Annotated in this window: 19 protein-coding genes and 1 tRNA gene; 5 read left to right on the top strand and 15 right to left on the bottom strand. The window is 70.0% G+C overall.

Annotated elements, in window-relative coordinates:
* Positions 1 to 54: 54 nt before the first annotated feature.
* Positions 55 to 128: transfer RNA gene (locus ACY34M_RS33680), tRNA-Met, on the bottom strand.
* Between the two features lie 47 nt (positions 129 to 175).
* On the bottom strand, positions 176 to 3,082 hold the full coding sequence (locus ACY34M_RS33675) for a UPF0182 family membrane protein (RefSeq protein ID WP_462722175.1): 2,907 nt from the start codon (positions 3,080 to 3,082) through the stop codon (positions 176 to 178).
* A 139-nt stretch (positions 3,083 to 3,221) separates the two neighbouring features.
* Here ACY34M_RS33675 and ACY34M_RS33670 point away from each other — a divergent pair, with 139 nt between their 5' ends.
* A complete protein-coding gene (locus ACY34M_RS33670; RefSeq protein ID WP_462722023.1) occupies positions 3,222 to 3,764 on the top strand; it encodes a PPA1309 family protein in 543 nt (180 codons plus the stop codon).
* Between the two features lie 80 nt (positions 3,765 to 3,844).
* Here the strand turns inward: ACY34M_RS33670 and ACY34M_RS33665 are convergent, their stop codons facing one another.
* From ACY34M_RS33665 to ACY34M_RS33650, 4 genes are all read right to left on the bottom strand, one after another.
* Positions 3,845 to 4,933 carry a YlbL family protein gene (locus ACY34M_RS33665; RefSeq protein WP_462722024.1) on the bottom strand — a complete coding sequence of 363 codons (1,089 nt, stop codon included), beginning with the start codon at positions 4,931 to 4,933 and terminating at the stop codon, positions 3,845 to 3,847.
* 67 nt (positions 4,934 to 5,000) lie between these two features.
* Positions 5,001 to 5,165: a hypothetical protein gene (locus ACY34M_RS33660; RefSeq protein ID WP_462722025.1), complete on the bottom strand. Its 165-nt coding sequence runs from the start codon at positions 5,163 to 5,165 to the stop codon at positions 5,001 to 5,003.
* A 126-nt stretch (positions 5,166 to 5,291) separates the two neighbouring features.
* Positions 5,292 to 5,756, bottom strand: coding sequence for a molybdenum cofactor biosynthesis protein MoaE (locus ACY34M_RS33655; protein WP_462722026.1), 465 nt, complete (start codon positions 5,754 to 5,756; stop codon positions 5,292 to 5,294).
* A gap of 99 nt (positions 5,757 to 5,855) precedes the next feature.
* Positions 5,856 to 6,968 (bottom strand): SDR family oxidoreductase, encoded by a 1,113-nt coding sequence (locus ACY34M_RS33650; protein WP_462722027.1) that lies wholly within the window; start codon positions 6,966 to 6,968, stop codon positions 5,856 to 5,858.
* 192 nt (positions 6,969 to 7,160) lie between these two features.
* Between ACY34M_RS33650 and ACY34M_RS33645 the strand changes: the two genes are divergently transcribed.
* Both ACY34M_RS33645 and ACY34M_RS33640 read left to right on the top strand, forming a co-directional pair.
* Entirely contained in the window at positions 7,161 to 8,630 is a 1,470-nt protein-coding gene (locus tag ACY34M_RS33645) for a zinc-dependent metalloprotease (RefSeq protein WP_462722028.1), read from the top strand.
* On the top strand, positions 8,627 to 9,151 hold the full coding sequence (locus tag ACY34M_RS33640; RefSeq protein ID WP_462722029.1) for an NUDIX hydrolase: 525 nt from the start codon (positions 8,627 to 8,629) through the stop codon (positions 9,149 to 9,151). The genes ACY34M_RS33645 and ACY34M_RS33640 overlap by 4 nt, the downstream gene beginning before the upstream one ends.
* An 81-nt stretch (positions 9,152 to 9,232) precedes the next feature.
* Here the strand turns inward: ACY34M_RS33640 and ACY34M_RS33635 are convergent, their stop codons facing one another.
* The 4 genes from ACY34M_RS33635 to ACY34M_RS33620 all read right to left on the bottom strand — a co-directional run bounded on the left by ACY34M_RS33635 (position 9,233) and on the right by ACY34M_RS33620 (position 13,069).
* Positions 9,233 to 9,988, bottom strand: coding sequence for an AIM24 family protein (locus ACY34M_RS33635; protein WP_462722030.1), 756 nt, complete (start codon positions 9,986 to 9,988; stop codon positions 9,233 to 9,235).
* 17 nt (positions 9,989 to 10,005) lie between these two features.
* Positions 10,006 to 10,686 (bottom strand): AIM24 family protein, encoded by a 681-nt coding sequence (locus tag ACY34M_RS33630; protein ID WP_306324306.1) that lies wholly within the window; start codon positions 10,684 to 10,686, stop codon positions 10,006 to 10,008.
* Positions 10,687 to 10,697: 11 nt separating this feature from the next.
* The gene (locus tag ACY34M_RS33625; protein ID WP_462722031.1) at positions 10,698 to 12,359 is read right to left on the bottom strand and encodes a TerD family protein; all 1,662 of its coding nucleotides are present in this window, start codon (positions 12,357 to 12,359) and stop codon (positions 10,698 to 10,700) included.
* 113 nt (positions 12,360 to 12,472) lie between these two features.
* Positions 12,473 to 13,069 (bottom strand): M48 metallopeptidase family protein, encoded by a 597-nt coding sequence (locus ACY34M_RS33620; protein WP_462722032.1) that lies wholly within the window; start codon positions 13,067 to 13,069, stop codon positions 12,473 to 12,475.
* Between the two features lie 209 nt (positions 13,070 to 13,278).
* Between ACY34M_RS33620 and ACY34M_RS33615 the strand changes: the two genes are divergently transcribed.
* A complete protein-coding gene (locus ACY34M_RS33615) occupies positions 13,279 to 14,445 on the top strand; it encodes a TOMM precursor leader peptide-binding protein (protein WP_462722033.1) in 1,167 nt (388 codons plus the stop codon).
* 67 nt (positions 14,446 to 14,512) lie between these two features.
* A complete protein-coding gene (locus ACY34M_RS33610) occupies positions 14,513 to 15,877 on the top strand; it encodes an ABC1 kinase family protein (RefSeq protein ID WP_462722034.1) in 1,365 nt (454 codons plus the stop codon).
* On the opposite strand, the gene ACY34M_RS33605 is transcribed toward ACY34M_RS33610, so the two are convergent.
* From ACY34M_RS33605 to ACY34M_RS33585, 5 genes are all read right to left on the bottom strand, one after another.
* The gene (locus tag ACY34M_RS33605; RefSeq protein WP_462722176.1) at positions 15,878 to 16,078 is read right to left on the bottom strand and encodes a hypothetical protein; all 201 of its coding nucleotides are present in this window, start codon (positions 16,076 to 16,078) and stop codon (positions 15,878 to 15,880) included. It lies immediately after the preceding gene.
* Between the two features lie 137 nt (positions 16,079 to 16,215).
* On the bottom strand, positions 16,216 to 16,539 hold the full coding sequence (locus ACY34M_RS33600; RefSeq protein ID WP_462722035.1) for a hypothetical protein: 324 nt from the start codon (positions 16,537 to 16,539) through the stop codon (positions 16,216 to 16,218).
* Positions 16,536 to 16,904, bottom strand: coding sequence for a WhiB family transcriptional regulator (locus ACY34M_RS33595; protein ID WP_399237289.1), 369 nt, complete (start codon positions 16,902 to 16,904; stop codon positions 16,536 to 16,538). Before ACY34M_RS33595 ends, ACY34M_RS33600 begins: the two co-directional genes overlap by 4 nt.
* 187 nt (positions 16,905 to 17,091) lie before the next feature.
* Positions 17,092 to 17,415 (bottom strand): hypothetical protein, encoded by a 324-nt coding sequence (locus tag ACY34M_RS33590; protein WP_462722036.1) that lies wholly within the window; start codon positions 17,413 to 17,415, stop codon positions 17,092 to 17,094.
* Between the two features lie 163 nt (positions 17,416 to 17,578).
* On the bottom strand, positions 17,579 to 19,795 hold the full coding sequence (locus tag ACY34M_RS33585) for an ATP-dependent DNA helicase UvrD2 (RefSeq protein WP_462722037.1): 2,217 nt from the start codon (positions 19,793 to 19,795) through the stop codon (positions 17,579 to 17,581).
* Between the last annotated feature and the right edge of the window lie 28 nt (positions 19,796 to 19,823).

The following is a 19,823-nucleotide window of genomic DNA, read 5'->3' as shown; positions in this document are numbered from 1 at the left end:
GGGCCCGACGCACCGAAGGCCCGGAAGCCTTAGCTTCCGAGCCTTCGATTTCAGTAGCGGGGACAGGATTTGAACCTGCGACCTCTGGGTTATGAGCCCAGCGAGCTACCGAGCTGCTCCACCCCGCGCCGTTGTGCTGAAACCGTACCACGGCGCGGAGGGGTCATCCGACCAGTCAGCTACCGGCAGCCTCCTTGTCACCACTGTTCTTGTCGCTCTTGTCGTTCTTGTTGTCCCCGGCGGCCTTGTCGGCCTTGTTCTGCGCGTCCTCGGCACGCTCCAGGGCGTCCTGCAGGCGGTCCTGGGCCTTGCCGTACGCGGTCCAGTCGTTGTCCTTGAGGGCCTTCTGGCCGTCCTGGAACGCCTTGTCCGCGTCGGCGAGCGCCTCCTTCACCGTCGAGTTCTCCGGCGTCTGCGTGTCGCCGCCGGGCTTCTCCGGTTCGGAAGGCGTGCTCCCCTCCACGTCGAAGGCCTGGTTGAGCGCCTCGGACAGGGAGTCCGCGAAACCGATCTTGTTGCCGTAACTGACCGCGACCTTACGCATGAGTGGGTACTCGGCGTTGCGGCCCTGGGCGTAGATCGGCTCCACGTAGAGGAAGCCCTTGTCGAGCGGCACCGTCAGCAGATTGCCGTACAGGACCGTCGAGTCGGCGCCCTTCATGTCGCGCACCCAGTTGGCCACGGTGTTCGACGAGTTGAGCGTGTTCTGCACCTGCTCGGGTCCCGCGACCTTGTCCTCGGTGACTCTGAGGAGCCTTATGGCGCCGTAGTCCTTACTGGTCGCGTCGGCGTCGACCGCCATGAACGCTCTCAGGTTGGGCCGGCCGCTCGGTGTGAACGTCGTCGTCAGCGAGAACTGCTGACTGGTCTGACCCGGCATCTTCATGGACAGGTAGTACGGCGGAACCGCGCTGTTGTCCTTCTTGGTCGGGTCGTTCGGCACCTGCCAGGCGTCGGACGCGTTGTAGAACTGGTTCGAGTTCGTCACGTGGTAGAGGCTGAGCAGCTCACGCTGGACCTTGAACATGTCCTGCGGGTAGCGCAGGTGTTCCTTCAGGGAGGCCGGGATCGCGCTCTTGGGCTCGACCGTGCCGGGGAAGGCCTTCTTCCAGGTCTTCAGGACCGGGTCCTTGTTGTCCCAGGTGTAGAGCTTGACCTCACCCGTGCCCGCGTCGACGGTCGCCTTCACCGAGTTGCGGATGTAGTTGACCTGGTTCTGCTGGGCCACCACGGCGCGCTGGCTGTCCGCCTCGTTGAGCGAGTCGGCGGTGCTGTCGCCCAGCGTCGTACGGGACGCGTAGGGATAGCCGTTCGACGTCGTGTAGGCGTCGATGACCCACTTGATCTTGCCGTTCACGACCGTCGGGTACGGGTCTCCGTCGATCGTCAGCCACGGCGCGACGGCCTCGACGCGCTCCTTCGGAGTGCGGTTGTAGAGGATCCGCGAGCCGTCGCCGATGGCCCCCGAGTACAGGATCTGCGGCTCACTGAAGGCGACGGCGTACGCGGCGCGGTTGAGCGGGTTCGCCAGATTGACGCCGCCCTTGCCCTTGTAGCTGGTCGTCTTCTGGGTGCCGTCGTCCTGCTCGTAGTCCAGCTCCTTCTGCGGCCCACCGACGATCGAGTACTGCGAGGTCTTCTCGCCGTAGTAGATGCGCTGGTTGTAGTCGCCGAGGTCGCCGGTGGTCGGCAGGCCCGACTCGGTGAACTGCGGGGCGCCGCCGGAGGTCTCCGTGCCCTTCGCCGTCACTGCTCCGTAGCCGTGCGTGTAGACGAAGTGGTCGTTGATCCAGTTGCGCTTGTCGAGCTTGCTCAGGTTCAGCTCGCGCAGACCCACCACGGTGTCCTGGCCGTTGTAGCGGTCCACGTCCAGGGTCGTCGGGAACTGGTAGTACTTCCGCTGCTGTTCGAGCTGCTGGAAGGTGGGCGAGACGATGTTCGGGTCGTTGAGCCGGTAGCTCGCCGCGGAGTCGGACTCCGTGCGCTGCTTCTTGGCGTCGTCCGAACCCTTGCCCTTGTAGTCCACCGGCTTGGCATTGTCGATGCCGTAGGCCTTACGGGTCGCCTCGATGTTCTTCTTGATGTACGGGGCTTCCTTGGACTGCTCGTTCGGCTGGACCTGGAACTTCTGGACGATGGCCGGGTACAGGCCGCCGATCAGGATCGCCGAGAGCACCATCAGGCCGAAGCCGATGACCGGCAGTTGCCAGGTGCGCCGCCACAGGGTCGCGAAGAAGAGGATCGCGCAGATGACGGCGATGCAGAACAGGATCGTCTTCGCGGGCAAATACGCGTTCGCATCGACGTACCTCAGGCCGGTCCAGTTGTCCGTCGCCTTGAAGTCGCTCTGCTTCACCGCGAGCCCGTACCGGTCGAGCCAGTACGCGACCGCCTTCAGGGCCACGAACACGCCCAGCAGGACGGAGAGGTGCCCCGTCGCCGCCGCCGTGGCGCGTGCCCCCGGGCTGGTGACGCGCAGGCCGCCGTACAGGTAGTGCGTCAGCGCCGCGGCGACCAGGCCGATGACGGCTGCCGCGAACCCGAAGCCGAGCAGGAAGCGGTACCAGGGCAGATCGAACGCGTAGAAGCCCACGTCCATGTGGAACTGCGGGTCCTTCTGGTTGAACGGCACGCCGTTCACGAACATCAGCCACGTACGCCACTGGCTGGCGGCCGAGGCTCCCGCGATGAGCCCCACAAGGGCGGTGATGCCGACGAGCAGCCATCGCTTGAAGGGCGCGATGCCCATCCGGTAGCGATCAAGGCTCTGCTGCTCCATCGACATGGCGCTCAGCGGTGGACGCAGCCGGTGCGCCAGCCACACGTTCACCCCGACGGCGAGCGCCATCAGGATGCCGAAGACGAAGAAGAGCCCGATCTTCGTCCACAGCTGAGTCGTGAAGACGGACGAGAACTTGACCGACCGGTACCAGAGCCAGTCGGTCCAGAACCCGGCGAACATGACGAAGACCATGCCGAGCACGGCCAGGACGCCCAAGGTCAACAACAGCGTCCGGGCACGCCGGGAGGGTCGGCCGACTCTGATCCGCGGTCCTGTCGGGCCCCCGCCGCGGTCCGGCATCTGGAAAGCCAAGGTGTGCACCTCGAAGTTCGATTTTCGGTCGGTCGGGCCCCCGAGATCGCGGACCCATCACCTATGCAACTTACTCACGCTTTACTCAGTTCCCGGTTCGGGGCAGGAACGAGGCAGGATTGTGACCATGTCCAACACTCCCATGGCAGCGAGCCCCCTCACCCGCGCCGTACTCGAGATCGACGAGTACGCCTCCGGGCTTGGCTGGGACCAGCCCGCTCGCCTCTTCGCCCTCGTCGACACGGCCGCGCTGCGCGCCCAGGAACCCGCTCTCGCCGCCCAGCTCGGGCTCGAGGGCGAGCAGGAAGCCCCCGGCCTCACCCCGATCGAGCAGGACGAGATTCCTGCCGGCAAGCCGCTGGACGAGTTCCTCGGCACCATCGCGTGGCCCGACGCCGTCGTGGGCTGCGCGCTGACGGTCGAGCGCCTCATGCTGCCGCCGTCGGCGGAGGCGTCCGTCCCCGAGGGGCTCAGCGACGCGAAGCTCACCAAGTGGGTGGCCGAGCACCCGGACCGCCAGGAGGTCCGCATGACGGTCGGCGTGCTGCGCGACGGCACCCGCGACTCGGCGCTGCGGTTGCGCGAGAAGGACGCGACGACCGAGGTCCTCACGGGCTCGAATCTCGTACCGGGGCTCGCGGAGGCCCTGTCGGCGACGTTCGCCGACTGACGTTCTCTTCGCCTACGTAGAGGGGCGCCACCGGTCGGTTCCGGTGGCGCCCCTCTACGTAGTGCGGTGTTCGCGACTGCTCAGCTCTTGGCCGAGCATGTGGGCAGGTCCGCCGTGTCGCCGTTGCGGATGTCCTTCAGTGCGCCCATCGCGTCGTCCAGGGTGTCCACCTTGACCAGGGTCAGGCCGTCCGGGGTGTCCTTGGCCGCGGTCGCGCAGTTGTCCTTCGGCGTCAGGAAGTACTGGGCGCCCTTGTCGCGCGCGCCGACGGTCTTCATGCCGATGCCGCCGATGGGGCCGACCTTGCCGTCGTCGTCGATGGTGCCGGTGCCGGCCACGAACTTTCCGCCGGTCAGGTCCTCCGACGAGAGCTTGTCGACGATGCCGAGGGAGAACATCAGGCCCGCGCTCGGCCCGCCCACGTCGGCGAGCTTGATGTCGATCTGGAACGGGAACGTGTGGTCGGTCCCCGCCTGGATGCCGACGATCGCGCGGCCGTCCTCGGCCTTCTCCGTCTTGATCGTCACGTTCTCCGTACGGGTGGCTTCCTTGCCGGCCTTCTCGGCGGCGGCCGCCTCCTTGACGGGCACGACCTCGAAGACGACGTTCTCGCCCGGCTTGTGCTTGGTGACGAGCTTGGCGACGTCGGCGGGCTTGGTGACCTTGGTGCCGTCGACGGACTTGATGACGTCACCGGCGTGCAGCCGGCCCTGGGCCGGGCTGTCCTTGACGATGCTGGAGGCGATCACCCAGGACTTCACCGGGATGCCCAGCTCTTCCAGCGCCGCCACCTTGGCGCTCTCCTGGGACTGGCTGAACTCCTCGGCGTTCTGCTGCGAGGACTGCTGCTCGGTCTGGCCGTCCGGGTAGAGCGTCTCGTGCGGCACCACGATGCTGTCGTGCGCGAGCCACCCGTAGACGGCCGACACGAGGTTCATGTTGTAGTCGGCGCTGGTGACGCGGACCGTCGTCATGTTCAGGTGGCCCGACGTGTCGTACGTCTTGTGGCCGGAGATCTGGATGACGGGCTCGCCGCCGTGGTCCGCGAGCGTGTTCACCGTCGGTCCCGGAGACATCTCGGCGTAGGGCACTTTGATGAGCACCCCCGCGCACAAGAGCGCGATCAGCATCAGGGTCGAGGCGAGCATCGTCGCAGTGCGGCGTGGCATGGAACGACAGTACGGGACGACTCTGTCAGTGCACCTGTGGGGCCGGGCCCTTCAGGTGCCCCGGCACTCAGGTCCCCTGATGCGACTTCTCCATGGCCTCACGGAATCGCGCGTACCCACTGAGCTCGGTGACATCACCGGTCTTGTGGCGCTCGCGGCCGGCCCAGATGCCCCACAGTCCAGCGGCCACCGCTGCGACCACCGGAACAAGCAGCCACAGGAGCGCTGCCATGCCGACCTCCCGACCCCATGAGCGACTGCCACTGACGTATCAGCAGATTAACCATCCGCAGTCCCAACGCTCGCCGCAGGGGGTCGGTTACGCAACCGGAACGACCTTGGGCCGGAAGGGAGTCGGCTAGCAGGCGCCGACCCACTCCTCGGTGCCGTCCGAGAACGTCTGGTGCTTCCAGATCGGCACTTCGTGCTTCAGGTCGTCGATCAGCTTGCGGCAGGCCTCGAAGGCCTCCCCCCGGTGCGGACAGGACACGGCGACGACGACCGCGAGATCGCCCACCGTCAGATCGCCGACCCGGTGCACGGCCGCGAGGGCCCGCACCGGGTACTCGGCGACGACCTTCTCGGCCACGCGCCGCATCTCCGCCTCCGCGCTCGGATGGCAGGAGTAGCCGAGCTTGTCCACGTCGGCCCCGCCGTCGTGATTGCGCACGGTCCCCACGAAGAGCGCGGTGCCGCCTGCGGCGTCGTCGCCGACGGCCCGGAAGACCTCGTCGACGGAGAGCGGCGTCTCTCGGACGGCGAGCAGCTTGATCGGGTCCTGTGCCCGCAGCTCGCCGGGGTGCTCGTGCTCGGTGGGTGCCATGCACTCATCGTGCCGCACACCGCCGACAACCGTGAATAGCGTTTTCGACCGGCACGCACGCGTACCGGATTGGAGCCTCCTACAGGTGGGCCGCGCCGGTCAGATGCGCCGCCGCGCCTTTCGTACCCGCCGCACCACGGCCGCCGTACCCAGAAGGGCGACGGTCGCGCCCGCGGCACCGGCCGCCGTCGCGTCCTTGCGGCCGAGGCGTCGGCCCGCCACGGTGCGCCGGCCCGCGACCTCCTCGAGCAGCTCCGCGAGGACCTCCTCGTTGGTCCACTGGGGGCGCCACCCGGAGTCGTGCAGCCGGCTCCCGCTCACCACCCACGGGTACATCGTGTAGGCGAGGTCGCCCGCCGGGGAGGGCGTCAGGCCGATCCGGTGCAGCCGGGCCGCGGCGCCCAGGGCGACGGCGGAGGGCAGCTCCATGCGGCGGATCCCGCTGAGCTCCTCGACCTCCTCCTGCTCGAGCCACCCGTCGCAGCCGACCGCGAGTTCCCCGTCGACCTTCTCCAGGGCCGCGTGCTCCAGGGCGCTGCACAGGTCGTCCACGTGGCAGAACTGCCAGGCGGGCCGGGAACCGGCCACCACAAGGAGGCGCGGCGACTCGAAGTACCTGGTCAGCGCCGTGTCCGTGCCTCCGACGAGCACCGCGGGGCGCACCACCGTGACGTTCAGGCCGGGGTGCGCGCGGGGGGCGCGGCGCGCGAGCCGCTCGACCTCCAGGAGGTCACCGACCCCGGTCGCCTCCGCGGTGGCGCGCAGCTCCGCGTCCTCGGCGAGCGGCAGCTCGTTGTCCTCGAGGGCTCCGTAGACCATCGTCGAGGTGCACAGGACGACCCGGTGCACGCCCGCGGCGGCCGCGGCGGTCAGGACGGTCTGGGTGCCCCGCACGTTGTACGCGGTGCGGGCCGCGGGGTCGGACTCCAGGTCGAGGTCGAGGGCCAGGTGCACGACGACGTCCGCGCCGCGCAGTTTCTCGGCGATGGCCGGATCCCGGACGTCCAGGACGTGCCAGGTCGCGGACGCGCACTCGCCGCGCCGCTCGTCGATGGCCAGGACCTGCTTGATCTCCTCCGACGCGGCGAGCCGCTCGGTGAGCAGGGCACCGATGCCGGTCGCGGCACCGGTGACCGCGACGACGGGGCCGCGCACGGCCGGACTGGATGTGGGGTTTCGCGCTGCGCGAACCTGCGGATCTGGGGAACTCACCGGGCGTCTCCAGCGGTTGTCTTCAGTACGTACCTGTATGACGCGTACGTACCAGGAGGCATCCATCCTGCCGCAGGCCATTCGTCGGCGAAGCACTGAGGCCCGATCCGGTCATGGTGTCTACGCTGGGTGTGTAGTCGGGCAGTCGCCGCCGGGCCCAGAAACCGGCGGCCCAACCAGCCGAGGAATCCCGTGAGTGACACCCCATTCGGTTTCGGCCTTCCGCCGGAGGAGCCGGAAGACGGCGACGAGGGCAAGAAGAAGGACCAGCAGGGCGGTGGCGGTCAGGGACCGGCCGGCCCGTTCGGATTCGGGTTCCCGGGCCTGCCCGGCGCGGGCGGCCCTGGCGGCGAGGGCGGGGACAACCCGTTCGCAGCCATGTTCGGCTCGATGAATCCGAACGATCTGGGGGCGGCCTTCCAGCAGCTCGGGCAGATGCTCTCCTACGAGGGCGGCCCGGTGAACTGGGACATGGCCAAGGACATCGCCCGCCAGACCGTCTCCCAGGGCACGCAGGACGGCGTCAAGGACAGCAGCGTGGGTCCCGCCGAGCGCACCGCGGTCGAGGAGGCCGTGCGCCTGGCCGACCTGTGGCTGGACGACGCGACGTCGCTGCCTTCGGGCGCGCACTCGGCGGTGGCCTGGAGCCGCGCCGAGTGGGTCGAGGCGACCCTCCCTGTGTGGAAGGAGCTCGTCGACCCGGTCGCCGAGCGCGTCGGCATGGCCATGGGCGACGTACTGCCCGAAGAGATGCAGGCCATGGCGGGCCCGCTGATCGGCATGATGCGCTCCATGGGCGGCGCCATGTTCGGCCAGCAGATCGGCCAGGCCATCGGCGTCCTCGCGGGCGAGGTCGTCGGTTCCACGGACATCGGCCTGCCCCTGGCCCCGGCCGGCAAGGCCGCGCTGCTGCCGCTGAACATCGAGTCGTACGGCAAGGACCTCGGCGTCCCCATGGAGGAGGTCCGCCTCTACCTGGCGCTGCGCGAGGCCGCCCACCAGCGGCTGTTCTCGCACGTGCCGTGGCTGCGCTCGCACCTGTTCGGTGCGGTCGACGGGTACGCGCGCGGGATCAAGGTCGACACCACGAAGCTGGAGGACGTGGTCGGCCAGTTCGACCCGCAGAACCCGGAGCAGATCCAGGAAGCGCTCCAGCAGGGCATGTTCCAGCCGGAGGACACCCCGGAGCAGAAGGCGGCCCTGGCCCGCCTGGAGACGGCTCTCGCGCTCGTCGAGGGCTGGGTCGACGCGGTGGTCCACGCGGCCGCGAAGCCGCGTCTGTCGTCCGCCGACGCGCTGCGCGAGACGCTGCGCCGCCGCCGCGCGACCGGTGGTCCCGCGGAGCAGACGTTCGCGACGCTGATCGGTCTGGAGCTGCGTCCGCGCCGTCTGCGCGACGCCTCGCGCCTGTGGGCCTCGCTCACGGACGCGCGCGGTGTGGACGGGCGTGACGGCCTGTGGGCGCACCCGGACATGCTGCCGACGGCGTCCGACCTGGACGACCCGGACGGCTTCGTGCACCGCGACGAGCAGCTGGACTTCTCCGAGATCGACAAGATGCTCGGCGAGGCCGCGAGCGGCTCCGGTGACAAGCCGGACCTGAAGAAGGACGAGGGCGACAAGGGCCAGGACGACAAGGGCGAGGACGACTCCGACAAGTGAGCCTGTACGACGACACGGTCCTCGTGCTCAAGGGCTACGAGGACCAGCCGGAACTGCGCCAGGCGTACCTGGACCATCTGTCGGAGCACGGCGCCGACGGCCTGTGGAAGCCCTGCACCGCGGGGCACATCACGGCGAGCGCCCTGGTCGTCGACCCCGCGCGCGGGCGCGTGCTGCTCACGCTCCACAAGAAGCTGCGGATGTGGCTTCAGATGGGTGGGCACTGCGAGCAGGGCGACGCGACGCTGCGGGCCGCGGCACTGCGCGAGGCGACGGAGGAGTCGGGCATCCCCGGCCTCACGCTCCTCGACGGCGGACCGGTCCGCCTGGACCGGCACGCGATTCCGGGGCCGTGCACCCAGCACCTGGACGTGCAGTACGCGGCGCTCGCCCCGTCGGACGCCACGGAGGCGATCAGCGACGAGTCCCTGGACCTGCGCTGGTTCGCGTACGACGAGGTGGCGGATGTCGCCGACGCCTCTGTCGTGCGCCTGGTGGAGGCCACGCGGGCGCGGCTCTGAAGAGGACATGCCTGAGGACAGGCGTAAGGGGCGAGCGCCATGGGCGCTCGCCCCTCACGCATCTCTTCTATCCCTGGAGCGCTAGCTCCAGACGTTCCCCTGGTTCTGGCCGCGGGCGCCCTGCTGTCCCATCCCGTACTGCGCGGCGAGGCCCCCGCCGATGCCCGCGTTCTGCGGCGGCAGCAGCTCGCTGGGCTGGACGAGCGCGTAACCGCTGCCCATGAAGCTGAGCTCCCAGCCCTCGCCCGTGCTGCCCCGGCGCCGCCAGACGCCCGAGGAATGCGTCTGCGCCTGCATCTGCACCCGAAGCCCGGTGGACCAGGCGACGATCGCGTCCGCATCCGCGTTGACGTAGCGGTCGGGCGTGACCTGGAGCATCAGCGGCTGCCCCGACGTCATCAGCGCGACCTTGCCGTGCCCGGTGATGTTGAGCTGGTACTTGCCCGATCCGGAGATGCCGAACTGGCTGTCCACCGCGACGACCTCGTGGTGCAGCGACGAGTCCATCGCCAGCACGTAGCTGCTGTCGACGGTCAGTCCGTCCTGCTCGACATCCACTACGTGGATGTACTGGGCGAGGTTCGCCAGGTAGACGGTGCCCTGGCCGTGGCAGCGCATCAGGCTGAGGCCCTCGCCGGTGTGCGCGCGGGCGCGCCGCTGGCCGTGCGTCTGGTACTCGCCGTCGAACTCCATCAGCCCCTGGTAGGCGACCATCGCGCCCTTGCGGGCGAGGATGTCGTCGTGGCCCTCCAGGGCGACCCGCAGCATCTGCGGGTTCTGCACCGTGTAGCGCTCCTGGGTCTGCTGCTCGGTGTACGAGAAAAGCGGGCTCTGCATGGTGTGTTCGTTCCCCCTCAGCCCCGTGCTCGGAGGCGGTCGGTGCTGTCCTCACTGGGCTGTACGACGACGATGCCTTCCCCGGAGAAGCCCATCTGGTAGGCCTCGCCGCTGCCGCGCCCGATGAGCGAGCCGGCCCGGAAGCTGCGCTTGCCCTTCACCTTCAGGCTGGGCGACCAGGCGATGAGCGCGTCGGGGTCCACGTAGGTCTCGTCCTCGCCGCGGCCGCAGTCGACCACGATTGGGGTGCCGCGCGAGGTCAGCGCGACGTGTCCCTGGCCGCCGACCGTGATGTTCCACAGGCCCTGCCCGGTGAACTTGGCGAGCCCCTTCACACGCTCGACGCCCCACTGGAGGTGCGCGTCGAAAGCGAGGAGGTTGGTGCCGTTGACGGAGATCGACTCGCCACCGAGGTTGATGACGACGACGTCGGCGCCGTAGTCGGCGAGGTAGAGCAGTCCGTCGCCGGAGCACTTCATGAGAGGCGCGCCCTCGCCCGTGATCCAGTCACGGGCGACCTGGCGGACGGCGGGCGGGTTGGGCTCGTACTGGACGAAGCCTTCGTAGGCGACCATCGAGCCCACGCGCGCGAAGAGGTCGTTTCCGGTCTGCATGGCGACCTTCAGCATGTTGCTGCCGTGGTTCTCCATGCGGGCGGCTACCGGGGTCGGGGCGAAGCCCGCGAGCGGCTGGTTCATGACGGGCTCCCTCAGACCTCGTACGGCTGGACGACGATGAAGTTGCCGGGTGCGCCCCGGAACTGCAGGTTGACGCCTTCGCCGCTGTCGCCCGGATAGGCGTTGCGGCGCATGCGGACCTGGTTGGAGACGATCGCCTGCGCGGCCGCGGACCAGGCCACGACGGCGTTGGAGTCGGCGAACGTGGTGGGCGTGACCGGCAGGACGACGGGCGTGCCGTGGGTCTTCACGACGACCGTTCCGGTGCCCTGGAACTGGAGGACGAACAGGGCGCCTCCGGGGATGCCGTGCCCTTCGATCCTGCGCACCTCGTGCTGGAGGCTCTCGTCGAACGCCAGGACGTTCTCCGCGGAGACGCAGATCGCGTCGCCCTGGAGCTCGATGGGGTGCACATGGGTGGCCTCTTCCGCGAAGAAGACCTGGCCACGGCCGGAGCAGCGCATCAGCTGCATCTCCTGGCCGGTGGCATTGCCCACGATGCGGCCCGCGAATCCGGCGCCCTTGTAGCTGAATTCGACCTTGCCCTGGTAGAGCACCATGCTGCCCTGGCGGGCGAGGACGGGCTGGTCGCCGCTTGCGCCGAGGTCGACACGGATCAGCTTCTTGTTCTGGAGTGTCCAGCGCTGGCCCGTGGGGGCCTCACGGAACTTCTCCAGGGCGGCGGCCACTCCCGGCGCGGCGGCCTGCTGCGGGACGCCCTGCGGTGCGGGGGCCGCCGGGGGCTGGCCGAAGACCTGCTGGGCAGGGGGCGTCGGGGGCTGCTGGCCGAAGCCCTGCGGGGCGGGCGGTGTCTGGGGCTGCTGGCCGTAGCCGGGCGGCAGGGGCGCGCTGCCCTGGCCGGGGACCTGGCCGAACTGCGGCGGCTGGGGAGGCTGCTGCCCGTGCGCGGGCGGAGCGGTCGGCGCCGGGGCCGGCGGGGGCGGCACCGTGCCGGGCGGCGTGGCGAGCGGGGCCGCGATGGTGGGCGCCGCGTGCACCGAAGGCTCGGGGGCCGGCGGGGGTGCGGGAGCAGGCGCGGGAGCCGGAGCAGGCGCCGGTGCGGGTGCGGGCGCGGGCGCCGCGAAGGCCGGCGGTTCGGTGGCCTGGGCGGGCGGCGCGAAACCGGGGGCCGCGGACTGCTGCGGCGCCGCGGTGGGCTCCTCCTCCTCGGCGACCTCGCCACCGAAGTTCCTCAGCAGCGCGTCCAGGCCCCCGTCGAAGCCCTGCCCGACGGCGGCGAAGCGCCACACGTCCTTCAGGTAGAAATCGCCCAGCATGACGGCGCGCTCGGTGGAGAACTCACCACCATGGAAGGAATACCGCGCGACTTCCTCACCACCGGCGACGATGCGGATGTAGCCGGGAGCGACCTGCGACATCTGCCCCGCACCGTCGACGGTCGCGGTGAACGAGAGCTTGTGGATGTTCGCGGGGATCTTCTCCAGCGTGACGCGGAAGGACTCCGTGTCGCCGGCCTGCGCGCCGAGCAGTTGGACGGACTCCTCGGGCGTCTTCGGCTGGTTGAAGAAGACGAAGTACCGGTCGTCGGAGAGTCGTTCCTCGGCGTCGAGGCCGAAGCAGCTGATGTCGAAGCTCAGTCCGGGACCGGTGATCTGTACACCCACGTACAGATCCGTGCCCGCGGTGAGGTCACTGATCTCGGCCTTGTGGCCGCGTTGGAATTCCCTGGCCATGCGTAACGACCGTCCCCCATCCCGATGGTGATTGCGTCGCGCCAGGCTAACCGCAATCACCGACAACGGGAGAAGTCGGTACAGCCCTGGTACAGAAGCGTTTTCGGGAGCGTTCAGTCGTCCCGTGCGGCAGGCAGGTGCGGCAGCCGGTCGGCGGCGACCACTCCTTCGAGATACCCGCGCGCCCGCTCGGTGCGCGGGTACGCCTCCAGGAGCCGCCAGAACCGCGGCCCGTGACCAGGGACCAGGAGATGTGCGAGTTCATGGATGAGTACGTAGTCGACGACGTACTCGGGCATGCCCTGCAGTCGGTGGGAGAGCCGGATACTGCCTTCGGCCGGGGTGCACGACCCCCACCGGGTGTTCTGGTTCGTCACCCACCGCACCGAAGCGGGACAGGCCTTGCCTTCGAGGTACTGGCCCGACAGGCGCTCGGCGCGGTCCGCGAGCTCGGTGTCGCCGAGCACCCGCTTGCTCTCCTGCGCGGCGAGCTTGTCGAGCATGACGCCCACCCAGCGCTTCTCCTCGGCCTCCGACATGCGGGCCGGGATGAGCACCACGGTGCGATCGCCCTCGCGGTAGGCGGAGACGGTCCTGCGCCGGCGGGAGCTTCTGCGGACCTCGACCGCGCTCGACCCCAGGCCTCCTGAGGGCGGGCTGGTCGTGCTGCGCTGCGTGTTCGTGGCACGGTGCAGTGGGTCGGCGGACACGCCCCGACGTTACCCGCTGGACCGGGCGGAAGTCCCGCCTCCGGAAGTCTTCGGTGCGGCTCCGCACCCCTCCCCCTTCCGTTAGTACGACTATCACCCACAGCCTGTGGACAACTTTCCGCACGACTCTCCGCGTCCGGGCATGCTGGCGGTCGATCGACGGACACGACGCCGTCGGCACAGCACGGGGACAGTCACGGGGGACAGTCATGCATCCGATCCTGAAGCCGGCCCTGCGGCGCGGCTGGCACGACCTGAACACGGTGCAGTTCGGTCTGACACCGGCGCACGCGGTGGTCCTGGGCCCGGTCGACACGGCAACCGGCAGCTTCCTCACGCTGCTCGACGGCACGCGCGGGGTGCCGCTCCTGCGGGAGGAGGCCCACAGAATGGGCCTTCCGGACGGGCACGTGGACGCGCTCCTGGAGCGGCTGGGCGGAGCGGGGCTCCTCGACGACGCGACCGGCGGCGGCGCACCCGCGGCGCAGCTGCGCAAACAGCCGCGCGTGATGGATCGGCTCCGCCCCGACCACGCCGCCCTGACGGTCACGACATCCGAGCCGGCCGAAGCCGTAGTGAGGTTGACGGCTCGGCGCGCGATGCGGGTCCAGGTGAGAGGCGCGGGGCGGGTGGGCGCCGTCATCGCCTCGGTCCTCGCCTCGGCGGGTGTCGGTCATGTCGACGTGCGGGACGGCGGCTGCGTCGAGCCGTGGGACGTGGCGCCGGGCGGGCATCCGGTGGAGTCGACGGGCGAGCGCCGGGACGTGTCCGCACGGAGGCTGGTCCGCTCGATGGCGCCCAGCAGGCCACCGCGCCCCGACCGTCGCAGCTCGACCCCCGAGCGCCTGGCGGAGCCGCACCCCGAAGAGCCCCCGCTCTCCCTCGTGGTCGTCTCCCCGCGCGACGGGCTCGCGGTCCACTCCCCCGACCCGGTCGCGGTCGCGGATTTGGTGGAGACGGGCATCCCCCATCTGTACGCGGGCGTCGTGGAAGCCACCGGTGTGGTCGGACCGCTGGTGCTGCCCGGCGGGACGGGCTGCGCGCACTGCCTGCTCCTCGGGCGCACGGACCGCGATCCGACCTGGCCCCGGCTGCTGGCCCAGTGGGGTTCGGGACCCGCGGCCCGTCAGGTGCAGGCCTGTGACCTGGGCCTTGCCACCGCCGTCGCGGGGCTCGCGGCGGCGCATGCGCTGGCTTTCCTCGACGGTGAGTTGCCGTCGACCACGGGGGCACGCTGGGAGGCGGCGGCGCCGGGCCTCGACTGGCACGCCCGACCGGTATGGCCACATCCGCAGTGCCCCTGCGGTGCGGGTGAGAGAGGTAACGGGCAGGAGGTCTCCGTGGAAGCAGAGCCGCACGACACAATGGCGGGGTAAGCAATGGCTGTCGGCAACACGGCACCCGGGCATGCGCGGCATGGCTGTTCGGCACTTGGAGGGGTGTATGTCTGATCTTCCCCGGAAGGCGGTTACCCGTACCGCCAAGCTGGCAGCGCTGCCGATCGGCTTCGCCGGCCGCGCGACCTGGGGCATCGGCAGACGTATCGGCGGCAAGTCCGCCGAGCTCGTCGGGCGGGAACTGCAGCAGCGCACGGCGGATCAGCTGTTCAAGGTTCTCGGTGAACTCAAGGGCGGGGCCATGAAGTTCGGGCAGGCGCTGTCCGTCTTCGAATCCGCGCTGCCGGAGGACATCGCGGGCCCGTATCGCGCCGCGCTGACGAAGCTCCAGGAGGCCGCGCCTCCGATGCCGACCCGCACCGTGCACGCGGTCCTCGACGAGCGGCTCGGCGAGCAATGGCGCGAGCTGTTCCTCGAGTTCGACGACAAGCCCTCGGCCGCCGCCTCGATCGGACAGGTGCACCGCGCCGTGTGGCACGACGGCCGCAAGGTCGCCGTGAAGGTGCAGTATCCGGGCGCGGGCGAGGCCCTGCTGTCGGATCTCGGCCAACTGAGCCGCTTCGCGCGCATGTTGGGCCCGCTGATCCCCGGCATGGACATCAAGCCGCTCATCGCCGAACTGCGCGACCGGGTCTCCGAGGAGCTGGACTACGCGCTGGAGGCGCAGGCCCAGCAGGCGCACGCGGAGGAGTTCGAGGACGACCCCGATGTCGTGGTGCCGCACGTGGTGCACCAGTGCGAGCAGGTCCTGGTGACGGAGTGGATGGACGGGACGCCGCTCGCCGAGATCATCGACAACGGCAGCGAGGAAGAGCGCGATCGCGCGGGGCAGCTGCTGGCCCGCTTCCTGTTCTCCGGACCCGCGCGCACGGGCCTGCTGCACGCGGATCCCCATCCGGGCAACTTCCGGCTGCTGCCGGACGAGAAGGGCTGCTGGCGTCTCGGCGTCCTCGACTTCGGCACGGTCGACCGGCTGCCCGGCGGCCTGCCCCAGCCGATCGGCGCGTCCCTGCGCAGAACGCTCGACGGCGATGCGGCGGCGGTCTACGAGCTGCTCTGCGAAGAGGGCTTCGTCAAGGAGTCGATCGAGCTCGAACCGGACGCGGTGCTCGACTACCTGCTGCCGATCATCGAGCCGGCCCGTGTCGACGCCTTCACGTTCACCCGGTCCTGGATGCGCAATCAGGCGGCCCGGATAGCCGATCCCCGCTCACCCGCCCATCAGCTGGGCAAGCAGCTCAACCTGCCGCCGTCGTACCTGCTGATTCATCGGGTGACGCTCAGCACGATCGGGGTGCTGTGTCAGCTCGGGGCCACCGTGCGGCTGCGGGACGAGCTGGAGGCGTGGGTACCGGGCTTCGTGGCCGGGGACTCGGGACACGCCGAGGAGCTGCCGGCCGCGGAGGCCTGATCACCACCAGTCGGAGTCGAGCCGTCCTTCGATGGCCCTGATGTTCTCCCGGGCGCAGGCGTCGCAGAAGTAGCGCCGGATGCCGCCCTCGACGGAGCACGTCCAGGTCAGCGGCAGCTCCCGGGCGGTCGTGCCGCACCGCGCGCACGCGAGGTCGGGATGGTCGGGCTGCTGTGCGGAGTCCCCGCCAGGAAGAGACATCACCCGGTGACGATAACTCGATGAGCCGATGAACGCCGGGTGCCACACGCCTCGGGGGCCGGTCCGCTTCGGACCGGCCCCCGAGGGAGCAGCCGCACTGTGGCGGCGCGTGTCGACGAGCTGGGTCGACGGTTGGGTTACTGCATGACGGCCGTGGCGAGCGCACGCCGGGCACGCAGCGAAGCGCGCTCGGCACGGCGCTGCATCCGGCGGGCGGTGGCCAGGCTCACGGCCCGGCGTTCGCTCTCGGCCGCCCGCAGCTGCTCGTGCATATGCGCACGAGCCAGGGCTTCTGGGATGAGTTGCATCTGACGGGTCCTGTTCTGGCGCGACTCGTTCGCGCCGGGGGTGGTGAAGTCTGGGATCGCGGAGCCTGCGGGCTCGCTCGTGGACGGCTTCATCGGGGCCTGCTTCTTGGGGTCGTGCGTCAGGGGGCGGTCGATCGTTCCGGGGGTGTTCATGCCACGACCGGGTTCTTGCGCGGGCGGCCACGCGGCCGCTTCCGGGCGACGACAACGCCCTGGACGAACAGCTCGCCACCCCAGACGCCCCAGGGCTCACGCCGCTCCTTGGCGCCGGCGAGGCAGGCCTCCATCAGCGGGCAGGTACGGCAGAGGGACTTGGCGTACTCGACGTCCGCCGGCGACTCGGCGAAGAAGACCTCGGGGTCGTAGGCACGGCAGGGGACGGGCACGTCGAGGTTCTCGATGGCGTCGTCGAGCGCGGTGAGCGCGGTCAGCGGGTTCAAGGTGGAGTCCTCCGTGGACACGGGCGGTGAAAGAGGGCCTGAAGGCGGTACGGACGGGGCGTGCGCTTCGAGTTGCACGGTTTCGTCTTCCTCGTCTGGTCGTTCCGGCCGGTGGGCCGGGTGGCGGTGGTACCGGGTTCTTTTCTTGTCCCGAGGCCCCTTCGCTCTGGTTCCTCGGAAGATCGCTGGGTCTTCCGGGAAAACAGAAGGGCCGCGGATCCCGGGTGGGGTTCCGCGGCCCTGAAGGCGCCTGTCTGATCGTCGATCAGACTGGATCACTCCAGGGTTCGAGCCCACGGAAGGCCCACATCGTGTGGTGCTGCGTCGTCTGCTTCCGGAATCCGGCACCGGCCGCCGCAAAGGCATAGGCCTGGGCCTGTGCCGTCGCTACTGCTTCCGGTGCCTTGGTCGGTCGCTCATTGCGCTCGCGGATGGGAAGACCCGCGAGAGACAGACCGGACTCCGGGCGCATGGCGGAGATGCCAGACAGACCGGTGCCCGGGTTCGAGGAGCCGAGCAGGCAGGAAACGACGACCGAGCGATCGGTCATTTTGGCGGTGCTGATGGAGCTGGCGTTGATGCTGATCACTGGAATCGCCTCCTCTCGGCGTCTCGGGGACCGGTGTGATCCGGTCCGACGGCATTCAAGTACAACACGGAACCAGGGCCTTCGAGAAGACCGCTGCTTTCGTGCTTAAGAACCTATGGGGATTGTTGGGGCATGCGCAAACTATTTTTTCGACGAGTTCTCGTCAGTCGTCCCCGGCGCCCTCGTCGTCCTGATCACTAAACGTCTGACCAGCGCAAATAGCCAGAACATCGGATCCGTAGCTCCGAAACTTCCGGCGTCCGACACCCGGGATGCGGGACAGCTCGGCCGCGTCCTCGGGAGACGCCTCGGCGATGGCGATCAAGGTCTTGTCCGTGAAGACGCAGAACGCGGGCTGGCCGAGGCCCTCCGCCGTGCGGCCGCGCCACTCGATCAGTCGCTCGTACAGGCCCTCGTCCATGTCCGAGGGGCACTCCTCGCAGCGCATCAGCTTCATCTCGGCGGCCTCGAGCGTGCGCCCGCACACACGGCAGCGGGCCACCTTCCGGTCGCCCCTGGGACGCGTGGCGCCGAGCGGCTCGCGGACGGCCGACCGGGTCCCGAACTCGATGCCGCCGCGCCCCGCGCTCGCCCCGCGCCCCGCCGCACCCTTCGACCCCGGCCGCAGCCCGTCGAGGAACCGGCTCGGCCTGCGGTTCGGGCGGCCGCCCGGCGAGCGGGACAGCGCCCAGGAAAGGCCGAGATGACGCCGCGCGCGGGTCACTCCGACGTACAGGAGGCGCCGCTCCTCCTCGATCTGCTCGTCGGTCTTGGCGTAGGTGATCGGCATCATGCCCTCGGCGAGGCCGACCAGGAACACCGCGTCCCACTCGAGGCCTTTCGCCGCGTGCAGCGAGGCGAGGGTAACGCCCTCCACGGTCGGGGCGTGCTGTGCGCTCGCCCGCGCGTCGAGCTCCGCCACGAACGCGCTCAGGGTCGCGGCGGGCTCGGCTCGCGACAGGTCCTCCGCGAGCCGGGCGATGGCGGCGAGCGATTCCCAGCGGTCGCGCACGGCGCCCGATCCGGCGGGCGGTTCAGTGGTCCAGCCCGCGCCGGACAGCACGGCTCTGACCTGGGAGGGCAGATCGACGGCCTCGTCGAGCCCCGCGTCGTTGTCCCCGAAGCGGGCCGCCGCGCGCAGCTCGTGGTGGGCCTTGCGCACCTCGGCCCGCTCGAAGAAGCGCTCGGCGCCGCGCAGCTGGTAGGGCACCCCCGCGTCGGCGAGCGCCTGTTCGTAGATCTCCGACTGCCCGTTCGTCCGGAACAGGATCGCGATCTCGCCCGCGGACACCCCGGCGTCGATCAGCTCGCGGATGCGGCCGGCGGCGCCCTCGGCCTCGGCGGGCTCGTCGGCGTACTCGACGTAGGTCGGGTCGGGGCCCGCCTCGCGCTGTGAGATCAGCTCCAGGCGGTGCTCGGCGGCGCGGCCGCTCGCTCTGGTCAGGACTCCGTTGGCAAGGTGCACGACCTGGGGCGAGGAGCGGTAGTCGCGGACCAGCTTCACGACGGTGGCACCGGGATGGCGCGTGCGGAAGTTGAGCAGGTGGTCGGGGGTGGCTCCGGTGAAGGAGTAGATCGTCTGGCTGGCGTCACCGACGACGCAGAGGCTGTCGCGCTCGCCGAGCCACAGGTCGAGCAGGCGCTGCTGGAGCGGGCTGACGTCCTGGTACTCGTCGACGACGAAGTGCTGGTACTGGGCGCGGACCTGGTCGGCGATGTCCTGCCGGTCCTGGAGGATGCCCACGGTGAGCAGCAGAACGTCCTCGAAGTCGATGACGGAGCGGTCCCGCTTGAGCGTTTCGTACGCGGAGTAGATCTGGGCGATCTCCGCGGGGTGCCGGGGCGCTTCACGGCCCGCCTTGTGCACCGCCGCCGCGTAGTCGCCGGGCACGGTCTGCGTGACCTTGGACCACTCGATCTCCGCGGTCACGTCGCGCAGCTCTCCGCGGTCGAGGCGCAGGCGCGAGGCGGCAGCGGCGTCGGCGACGAGCTGGATCTTGCGGTCGACGAGCCGGGGCAGCTCCCCGCCGACCGCCTTGGGCCAGAAGAACTGGAGCTGGCGCAGGGCGGCGGAGTGGAAGGTGCGGGCCTGCACCCCGACGGCGCCGAGCTGCCTGAGCCGGCCGCGCATCTCCCCCGCGGCGCGGTTGGTGAAGGTGACGGCGAGGACGGTGTTGGGCTGGAGGATGCCCGCGCGGACGCCGTACGCGATGCGGTGGGTGATCGCTCGGGTCTTGCCCGTGCCCGCGCCCGCGAGCACGCACACCGGACCGTGCAGGGCCGTCGCCACGGCGCGCTGCTCGGGGTCGAGCCCCTCGAGCACCGCGTCGGCGGATTCCGGGACCTGCGGGAACAGGGTGGAGTGCGTTGCTGCTGTCACCCCGCCATGCTGCCAGGTCCGCGGCGAC

The sequence above is a fragment of the Streptomyces sp. EDA2-14 genome (assembly GCF_054963755.1).
Note: the sequence above shows the minus strand (reverse complement) of the source record. Positions and strands in the feature narration are given on the sequence as shown.

Bases quoted from the DNA above. Each gene is read 5' to 3' on its own strand.
- ACY34M_RS33675 (WP_462722175.1), bottom strand. From the start codon at position 3,082: ATGCCGGACCGCGGCGGGGGCCCGACAGGACCGCGGATCAGAGTCGGC.
- ACY34M_RS33670 (WP_462722023.1), top strand. From the start codon at position 3,222: ATGTCCAACACTCCCATGGCAGCGAGCCCCCTCACCCGCGCCGTACTC.
- ACY34M_RS33665 (WP_462722024.1), bottom strand. From the start codon at position 4,933: ATGCCACGCCGCACTGCGACGATGCTCGCCTCGACCCTGATGCTGATC.
- ACY34M_RS33660 (WP_462722025.1), bottom strand. From the start codon at position 5,165: ATGGCAGCGCTCCTGTGGCTGCTTGTTCCGGTGGTCGCAGCGGTGGCC.
- ACY34M_RS33655 (WP_462722026.1), bottom strand. From the start codon at position 5,756: ATGGCACCCACCGAGCACGAGCACCCCGGCGAGCTGCGGGCACAGGAC.
- ACY34M_RS33635 (WP_462722030.1), bottom strand. From the start codon at position 9,988: ATGCAGAGCCCGCTTTTCTCGTACACCGAGCAGCAGACCCAGGAGCGC.
- ACY34M_RS33630 (WP_306324306.1), bottom strand. From the start codon at position 10,686: ATGAACCAGCCGCTCGCGGGCTTCGCCCCGACCCCGGTAGCCGCCCGC.
- ACY34M_RS33625 (WP_462722031.1), bottom strand. From the start codon at position 12,359: ATGGCCAGGGAATTCCAACGCGGCCACAAGGCCGAGATCAGTGACCTC.
- ACY34M_RS33615 (WP_462722033.1), top strand. From the start codon at position 13,279: ATGCATCCGATCCTGAAGCCGGCCCTGCGGCGCGGCTGGCACGACCTG.
- ACY34M_RS33610 (WP_462722034.1), top strand. From the start codon at position 14,513: ATGTCTGATCTTCCCCGGAAGGCGGTTACCCGTACCGCCAAGCTGGCA.
- ACY34M_RS33605 (WP_462722176.1), bottom strand. From the start codon at position 16,078: ATGTCTCTTCCTGGCGGGGACTCCGCACAGCAGCCCGACCATCCCGAC.
- ACY34M_RS33600 (WP_462722035.1), bottom strand. From the start codon at position 16,539: ATGAACACCCCCGGAACGATCGACCGCCCCCTGACGCACGACCCCAAG.